Below are 8,571 nucleotides of genomic sequence, written 5' to 3'. Positions count from 1 at the left end.
ATACGCATGAAAATTTCCTTTTTGGTTGCCGCAAAGGTGGCGGTCCTGCGCGTATTGTCAAGCGCGGCACTGATCTGGCTCACGACGCTGTCATCGGCCGGAGCGCACGAAGTTCTGCCCTCGATCACGGATATGACGGCGGCGGATGGCCGCATCGTCTTCGATGTGCGCGCCAACCTGGAAAGCTTCGTGGCGGGCATCGACCTGACAGAGGTTGCAGATACCAACGCAGCCCCGCAAGCAGAGACATATGACAGCCTGCGCGTGACGGAACCGGCCGCGTTGGAAGACCGGTTTCGCGCATTCTGGCCCGAAATGGCGTCGCGCATCACATTGATGGCGGACGGGGTGCCGCTGACGCCGGAACTGGATGCGGTCACCGTCGCACCGGTGGGAAACCCCGACCTCGTGCGGTCGTCGGAATTCACCTTTAGTGCCGCCTTGCCCGAAGGCGCACAAACCGTGCAAATCGGCTGGAACAAGGCGTTTGGCACCCTTGTGGTGCGCCAGATGGGCGTGGATGCCCCCTATGACGGCTACCTGGAGGCCGGCGCGCTCAGTGATCCGATCCAGTTGGCTGGCGGAGACCAGGCAACCGCATGGCAAAGCTTTTTCAACTACATCCCCGTCGGTTTCGACCATATCGTGCCCAAGGGGCTGGATCATATCCTGTTCGTGCTGGGGCTGTTCTTTTTGGCGGCACGGTTCCGGCCGCTCATCTTGCAGGTGTCGCTGTTCACGCTGGCGCATACGATCACGCTTGCGCTGGCCGCGCTGGGCTATGTCAACGCACCGGGCAGCATCGTGGAACCGTTGATCGCCGCCTCGATTGTGTTCATTGCGGTGGAAAATATCTTTACGAATGGCATCAGCCCATGGCGCCCCTTTGTGATTTTCGGGTTCGGGCTGTTGCACGGGCTTGGGTTCGCATCGGTGCTGGCGGAATTCGGCCTGCCGGAAGCCACCTTTGTGCCCGCGCTGATCGGCTTTAACGTGGGCGTCGAAATCGGGCAACTGGCCGTGATTGCCGTGATGTTCCTGTGCGTCTGGCAGGCTCTGCGCGTCGACCGGGGCCAGAACGAGGCCACGCAGGGCTTCATTCTGTATGGCCTGTTGGGTGCGGTGGCCATCACGCTGATCGCGCTGAACCCTGCAGCGCTCCAGTCTCTGGCCGAAGCGCCGGTCTGGATCTTTGCAGGTCCGCTTCTTGCAATCTTTATCTTGTCGGCCGTGTCGATCGGGTTGCGCGATCAGGTCGATGCCTATCGCCGCATCGTGGCCGTGCCCGCCTCGGTGGCGATCGCGGCTGTCGGGACATATTGGTTTGTCGAACGGGTGTTCCTGTAACACCCCGCGTGGGCCGGGTGCTTTCAGGTTTTCATTAAGACCAAAAAACGCCCGCCGACGGCGACACACCACTTGCCATCCAGCGCAACGCCCACTAAGAAGCGGCCACTTAATCCCGCAGGCGGGGGCGGGTGCTGTGGGGAGAAATCCCAACGCATCCACCGGTTGGGCACTTGCCTGATCCCCCGCTGAGGCTGAAACCGGAAAAGGAAAACGACATGGCTCTTCCCGAGTTCTCCATGCGTCAGCTGCTTGAAGCTGGCGTTCACTTTGGTCACCAGACCGCGCGCTGGAACCCCAAGATGGGTAAATACATCTACGGTTCGCGCAACGGCATCCACATCATGGACCTGACACAGACTGTTCCCATGCTGGACCAGGCGCTGCAAGTCATTCGCGACACCGTCGCCAAGGGCGGCCGCGTTCTGTTCGTCGGCACCAAGCGCCAGGCGCAAAAGCCGATCATGGACGCTGCAGAGAAATCTGCGCAGTTCTACATGAACCACCGCTGGCTGGGCGGCACGCTGACCAACTGGCAGACCGTTTCGCAGTCGATCAACCGGCTCAAGCAGATTGATGAAGCCGCGGAAAACGGCTTTGCCGGCCTGACCAAGAAGGAACGTCTTGGCATGGAACGCGAGCAGGGCAAACTGCAAGCGTCGCTTGGCGGTATCCGCGAAATGGGCGGTGTGCCTGACCTGATCTTCATCATCGACGTCAACAAGGAAGATCTCGCCATCGCCGAAGCCAGGAAACTTGGCATTCCTGTCGTGGCCGTAGTCGATACCAACTGTTCGCCCGATGGCGTTGACTATGTCATTCCCGGTAACGACGACGCGGCCCGCGCCATCGCGCTTTACACCGATCTGGCCGCCCGCGCAGCACTGGACGGCATGACCGCCCAACTGGGTGCTGCTGGCGTCGATATGGGTGCCATGGAAGACCTGGCCGAAGAAGTGGTTGCCGAAGAAGCCGCTGCGGCACAAGCGTCATAAAACAGTCGGGTAGGGGGCCTATGCCCCCACCTGCACATGTATTGAATTCCGTTTTAGGAGAGAGAAGATGGCAATCACCGCTGCAATGGTGAAAGAACTGCGCGACAGCACAGGCGCAGGCATGATGGACGCCAAGAAGGCGTTGACCGAAACCGACGGCGACATGGAAGCCGCCGTTGACTGGCTGCGCACCAAGGGCCTGGCGAAGGCTGCAAAGAAATCCGGACGCACCGCGGCCGAAGGTCTGGTGGCCGTGGCTGTCGACGGTGGCAAGGGCGTCGCGGTCGAGGTCAACTCAGAAACCGATTTTGTTGCCAAAAACGCTGATTTCCAGAAAATGGTCGCCGCAATTGCGCAAGCCGCTTTGGGTGCAAATGATCTGGACAGCCTGAAGGCTACCGAGATTGCCGGCAAGACAGTAGAACAAACTGTCACCGATGCGGTTGCCGTGATCGGTGAAAACATGTCGGTGCGCCGCATGGCGGCGATTTCCGGCGACAAGGTTGTCAGCTATGTACACAACGCCGCCGCTCCTGGCATGGGCAGCATTGGCGTGCTGGTCGCCATGACAGGAGACAACGCAGATTTCGGTCGTCAGGTTGCCATGCACATCGCCGCCGCCAACCCGGCGTCATTGTCCGAGGCCGACCTGGATCCGTCCGTGATCGAGAAGGAAAAGCAGGTCCAGATGGACATTGCCCGTGAAAGCGGCAAGCCAGAAGCGGTCATTGAAAAAATGATCGTTGGACGGATGAAGAAATACATGGCCGAAGTCACGCTGCTTAACCAGCAGTTCGTGGTCAACCCCGACCTGACCGTCGCCGAAGCCGCCAAAGAGGCCGGCGTTGAAATCACCGGCTACGTCCGACTGGCAGTCGGCGAAGGCATCGAGAAAGTCGAAGAAGATTTCGCGGCCGAGGTCGCAAAGATGAACAGCTAAGCGCTGCTTTTCGATCTTTCCTGGAACGGCCCGCAGGCATGGCTTGCGGGCCGTTTTGCATTTGAGGGTCATGTCTCCCGTTTGTGACTCCACCCGTGTGGGTTCCATTTCGATTGCATCGGTTTGTTTGGGTAGGGTAGCTCATCTTCTCTCCAGTTTCATCAGCTCATCTCTGAAGGCCTCAGCTGGCGTTCGATAGCCCAGACATTTGCGCGGTGTCGCGTTCAGGCGGTCGCAAATCGACCTCATATATCGATTTGGGAGCGACAGCAGAGCGGTGTCACGCGGCAGGTATCTGCGCACCCGTTTGTTCATGTTCTCAACAGAACCCTTTTGCCACGGTGCCTGCGGATCACAGAACCACGATTTGGTACCCATGCCTTTGTGCAGCTCGCGCCAGGATGTGAACTCAAAACCACGGTCGAAAGTGATGCTGCGGCGCGCATTTGCGGGCAGGGGCGACATCTCGTTGATCAGCTTGTTCATCAGGGGTCGCGACTTGCGGTCGTTGTTCCTGAGCAGCATGGTGTAGCGGGTCTTTCGCTCGATCAGTGTCGCAACATTGGCGTTGCCCTGGGCACGCTCGAAGATCATCAAATCGCCTTCCCAATTGCCGAACTGGCTACGGTCATTGATCTCTTCAGGGCGGTTGTGGATGCTTGTTTCCAAGGGAAACACACGATCACGGGCCTTGCGGGCATAACGAGGTTTGCGCTTCTTCTGGCGCTCCGGCAGATATCGACCAAGTTCTTGAGACTGGCCGCTGTCGGAATAGACGTACTTATAGATCGTCTCATGACAAATCCTGTGCGGTGCACGTGGTTCGACTCTAAGCCGGCCTGCGATCTGTTCTGGTGACCAGCCAGTCTTTAGCTTGCCAATCACTTCATTGCGCATGACAACGGTATAACGGCTGACGCGTTCCACCAGAGACGTCACATTCACCTTTCCATGTTCCTTGCGGAACATCATCAGATCGCATTCCCAGTGGCCGAACTCAGTGCGCTCGCCGATGCTCTCAGGCCTATAAGACAGGCTTTGGGCGTCAAAAATATGGGTGCGGTTGTGCCGCCGTTGCCCACGTGGCCTGCGGCGTTTGCGATGTTCCCGCAGGTGCCTGTAGAACTGTTCGGCAAGACCGTCTTTCGAGTAGGCGAAGCGATAGATCGTCTCGTGGCTCACGCGGACCCTATGGCATTCCAGGCGCATCCGACCGGCGATCTGTTCGGGTGACCATCCGGCATCCAGACCCGCACGGACAGCGGCCATGACCTGGGGATGCAGGACCATCTTGCGATGTACTGCACGGCGGCGTTCGTACATGTCCTGTGCATTCAAAGCGTAGTAGCCGTTCAACTCAGGCAGTTCCTTGTCGTCGTAGTGGTTACGACGCAGATCCCGATAGACAGTCGATGCATCGCGGCCCAAGCGATCCGCTATCTCAGCAATCGGCATTTTGGCTTCACGCCACTTGGCAATCCTGCGGCGTTCTTCCAGACTAAGGTGAGAGTAGGTGCGTCCCATTGATCAACTCCATGCAATACTCTGTTTTTATACAGAAGTTGCACTTCATTTGTGAATCCACCCCGGCTACAGATGTTACGCGCATAATCAGTATTATGTAATATATTATTCTATTGAAAGCGACCAGACCGGAATATTCTGTTTGTGACCTGCGTTGAAGATGCTAGAGGATCATGCATGACACGATCCATCCTTATCCTGAACGGTCCAAACCTTAATCTGCTCGGCACGCGCCAGCCAGAAGTATATGGCACGACCACATTGCATGACATTGAAAAAATGTGCGCCAATCATGCGGCCGCGCACGGAATTACGGTCGTGTTCCTGCAAAGCAACCATGAAGGCGCGCTTCTGGATGCGCTGCATGCTGCGCGTGGCACCCATGATGGCGTCATTCTCAACGCTGGTGCCTATACACATACATCGATCGCATTGATGGATGCGATTTCATCGATCCAGTTGCCGGTGATCGAACTTCACCTGTCAAACATTCATGCCCGCGAAGAATTCCGGCATACATCCTATATCGCACCGGTGGCATTGGGGCAGATCTGCGGTTTTGGCGCAGCGGGATATCCACTCGCGATTGATGCGCTCTTGTCGTGGCTTGGCGCGGCGGATGCATGACCTGATCAGCCACCTCGACAGGTTGACCAGTGCGCACAGTGTCGAGGAACTGTGGGCGCTGCATACACAAAAAATGAAGTCTTATGGGTTTGATCGCCTGATGTATGGCTATACCCGTTATCGGACATCCCATTCGCTGGGCGATCCGCAGGATTGGGTTTTGTTGTCAACGCAAACTCCCGAATACATGCGCAAATTTATTGATGCGGGCATTTATAATGATGCCCCCATGCTCAAATGGGCGCTGGCCAATGACGGTGCATGCAGTTGGCGCCGGCTGACCGAGATGAGCCGGACAAATAATCTGACCGCCGGTGAACGGCGCGTCATGGCGTTCAACCACAGTATGGATGTGACCGCTGGTTATACGATCAGCTTTCGATCCATCTCGGAGCGGTCCAAGGGCGCGATTGCACTGACCGCAGAACCCGGTGTCACACAGGATACGGTCGACGAAACATGGGAAAAGCACGGTGGTTCAATCATCGTGATAAACAATGTGATGCATTTGAAGTTGCTCAGCCTCCCCTACTCTGGCGAGCGGCAACTGACCCGGCGCCAACAAGAGGTTCTGCAATGGGTCGGTGATGGAAAAACGATACAGGATATTGCCCTGCTGCTGGGGCTGACCCCAGCAACGGTCGAGAAGCATTTGCGCCTGGCGCGCGAAGCGTTGGATGTGGAAACAACCGCCCAAGCCGTCTTGAAAGCGGCCTTTTATAACCAGATGTTTACCATGGACACAAAGGCCTGAAACGATCGCCCTTTGGGGTGTTGCCAGCGCACTGCGTAAAAAATGACCAAAAGGTCAGGTTTACCTTACTTTTTCCTTCGGAGCGCATCATGCATGCTAAAATGGTCCCGTGAGTGGTGGCCTAAGGCCCGGGGACAGCGGGTGGGCAGGCTTGCAATTTCAAGATGCTGTCGCCCGCGCCGTAGGCCGGTTTTGCCCTTGCTGGTGGATCGGCGGAACCGGCAACGTGTGTCACGTCTGTTGTCCCGTATCGGACAAACACGCATAACAACAGCCCTGCATTTTCCCGAATGCAGGGCCTTTTGCGTTTTTCAAAAGCTTTAGCCGTGATGAAACGATCCGTCCGCAAAGGGCGCTGCGGCACGAAATCTGACAATTTTCGCCGGGATGACAGAGCCACGTGAAAATTAGGGCGTTTTCAGCGCACAAGTCTTTGATACAGCACTTCAAAACCTGATCATACGGCCCTACATCACAGGTAACAAACAAAACAGGGGGACGTGAATGAGACGATCATTGTCTGCGAGACGACTGTCAAACCACGGTGTTATTGCATCCGCCCACATCGTTTTGCGGCCTTTGAGCGGAAAGTCATCCCTTGTTTGAATTGTCTTCCTACCAGTTGTTCGTGCTGGCGTCCGGTTCCATCCTGTTTGGGTTGTTTTTATTGATCAAAGGGGGCGACTGGACGATCGACGCGGCTGTGTTTGTCGCCCGGCGCACCGGATTGTCACCGCTTTTCATTGGGGCCACGATCATTTCGTTTGGCACCTCGGTTCCGGAACTGTTTACATCAGTCAACGCCAACCTTTCCGGCTTTCCGGGAATATCATTGGGCAATGTGCTGGGGTCGAATGTGGCCAATATCCTGCTTGTGCTGGGCGCGACCGCCGTGTTTCTGACGGTCACGGCGCAACCACGCGAATTGGTCAAGGATCTTGGCATGATGCTCTTGGCCACCGCCATCATGGCTTACGGGATGTTGACAGATTCCCTGACAAGCGTGTTTGGTCTGGCCATGTTCGCAATTCTTGTCGGGTTTGTGTATTACCAATACCGCACCGACAGCATCCCGATTGATGATGAAGCAGACACGGATCCGATCGGGATCGAGACGATGCAGGCCGCTGTTCTGGTTCTGCTTGGCGGCCTTGCGGCGCTCGCGGTGGGTTCGGAACTTCTGGTGCAGGGGGCGGTTGCCACGGGCACGGCGCTTGGGGTGCCAGAGGCCGTGATCGGCATGACCGTCGTGGCGTTCGGAACGTCGCTGCCGGAATTGTCTACCTGCATTGCTGCTGCGCGCAAGCAATCCCTTGGACTGATCCTTGGCAATATCATCGGGTCCAACACATTCAACATTCTGTCGATCGTTGCTCTGACTGCGATAACCAGGCCCATCTGGGTCGATCCGGTTCTGTTGGGGATGGAGCTTTGGGTGACCGTAGGTGTTGCGATCATCTTTGCTGTCTGGATGCTGACGGTCGGGCGCTTGAACAGACCCATGGGCGTCGTCATGATCGCGGCCTATGTCGCATTCATCGTCGCGCAGTATTTGGTCCCGCAAACCCTGACCTGATCCAGCCGCGACGTGCCGCCGGGCAAGACCCCCCGCGATGACACAAGCTACCCTGTGGCTGCATTAATGTGGTGTGGTCACATAGGCAGTCTTGTCATCTTTCGGCCGGGCATCTTCGGGCATTGCCCCCGTCACAAGGTAAATCACCTGTTCAGCCATGTTCGTGGTCAGGTCACCCATCCGTTCGATATTCTTTGCCATGAAATGCAGATGCATGCAGGCCGTGATGTTTCGCGGGTCTTCCATCATGAATGTCAGGAATTCACGGAATAGCGCGTTATACATCTGATCGACTTCCTGATCACGCTGCCGCACATCTTCGGCCAGAACGGCATCGGCGCGAATGTAGGCGTCCAGCGTATCCTTCAGCATGGACTGCACTTCGCGGGCCATCCGACGCAGGGCAACGTCCGATCCGTTGACCGGGTTCATCTCGACCAGCACGCTGGTGCGTTTGGCGATATTCTTGGCATAATCGCCGATCCGTTCAAGCGAGGCCGCCAACCGGAGCACTGTCAGGATCGCGCGCAGATCCTTTGAAACCGGGGCGCGCAAGGCGATCGTGCGCGCAGAATCGTCGTTGATCCGGCGCTCCAGCGCGTCAATGGATGCGTCGGCCTTGCGAACTTCCTCCGCCAGTTCAACGTCACGTTCCGCCAAGGATTTTGCAGCCTTGAGGATCGCCTCTTCGACCAGACCACCCATCTTGACGATCAATGTCTGGATGCTTTCAAGGTCACGGTCATAGGCGGCTGAAATATGATCATTCATGTTGTCTGTTCCTCGACGCATCGGGTTTTCGCGTCGT

At 56.9% G+C, this 8,571-nt stretch carries 7 protein-coding genes and 2 pseudogenes; 6 read left to right on the top strand and 3 right to left on the bottom strand.

Going from position 1 to position 8,571, the window contains the following annotated elements; all coding sequences use genetic code 11:
* From ACTG4B_RS14980 to tsf, 3 genes are all read left to right on the top strand, one after another.
* Positions 1-1,347 (top strand): HupE/UreJ family protein (locus ACTG4B_RS14980; protein WP_439156506.1); only part of this gene is annotated, 1,347 nt, incomplete at its 5' end.
* A gap of 218 nt (positions 1,348-1,565) precedes the next feature.
* Positions 1,566-2,342, top strand: a complete 777-nt coding sequence (rpsB, locus tag ACTG4B_RS14975) for a 30S ribosomal protein S2 (RefSeq protein WP_439156505.1) — start codon at positions 1,566-1,568, stop codon at positions 2,340-2,342.
* Positions 2,343-2,409: 67 nt separating this feature from the next.
* On the top strand, positions 2,410-3,282 hold the full coding sequence (tsf, locus tag ACTG4B_RS14970; RefSeq protein ID WP_439156504.1) for a translation elongation factor Ts: 873 nt from the start codon (positions 2,410-2,412) through the stop codon (positions 3,280-3,282).
* Positions 3,283-3,423: 141 nt separating this feature from the next.
* Here tsf and ACTG4B_RS14965 read toward each other — a convergent pair.
* Positions 3,424-4,179, bottom strand: a pseudogene (locus ACTG4B_RS14965) (IS30 family transposase); the annotation flags it as partial.
* A pseudogene (locus tag ACTG4B_RS14960) lies at positions 4,171-4,806 on the bottom strand (IS30 family transposase); the annotation flags it as partial. The pseudogenes ACTG4B_RS14965 and ACTG4B_RS14960, both read right to left, overlap by 9 nt.
* 177 nt (positions 4,807-4,983) lie before the next feature.
* On the opposite strand from ACTG4B_RS14960, the gene aroQ reads away from it, so the two are divergent.
* From aroQ to ACTG4B_RS14945, 3 genes are all read left to right on the top strand, one after another.
* Positions 4,984-5,433 carry a type II 3-dehydroquinate dehydratase gene (gene aroQ, locus ACTG4B_RS14955; protein WP_439156503.1) on the top strand — a complete coding sequence of 150 codons (450 nt, stop codon included), beginning with the start codon at positions 4,984-4,986 and terminating at the stop codon, positions 5,431-5,433.
* The gene (locus ACTG4B_RS14950; RefSeq protein WP_439156502.1) at positions 5,426-6,187 is read left to right on the top strand and encodes an autoinducer binding domain-containing protein; all 762 of its coding nucleotides are present in this window, start codon (positions 5,426-5,428) and stop codon (positions 6,185-6,187) included. Before aroQ ends, ACTG4B_RS14950 begins: the two co-directional genes overlap by 8 nt.
* Before the next feature lie 598 nt (positions 6,188-6,785).
* On the top strand, positions 6,786-7,763 hold the full coding sequence (locus tag ACTG4B_RS14945) for a calcium/sodium antiporter (protein WP_439156501.1): 978 nt from the start codon (positions 6,786-6,788) through the stop codon (positions 7,761-7,763).
* Positions 7,764-7,826: 63 nt separating this feature from the next.
* On the opposite strand, the gene phoU is transcribed toward ACTG4B_RS14945, so the two are convergent.
* Positions 7,827-8,534 (bottom strand): phosphate signaling complex protein PhoU, encoded by a 708-nt coding sequence (phoU, locus tag ACTG4B_RS14940; RefSeq protein WP_439156507.1) that lies wholly within the window; start codon positions 8,532-8,534, stop codon positions 7,827-7,829.
* Positions 8,535-8,571 lie beyond the last annotated feature (37 nt).

It is taken from the genome of Yoonia sp., from assembly GCF_965660735.1.
GTDB lineage: Bacteria > Pseudomonadota > Alphaproteobacteria > Rhodobacterales > Rhodobacteraceae > Yoonia.
The sequence above is the reverse complement of the archived record's forward strand: the minus strand, read 5'-3'. Positions and strand labels throughout refer to the sequence as shown.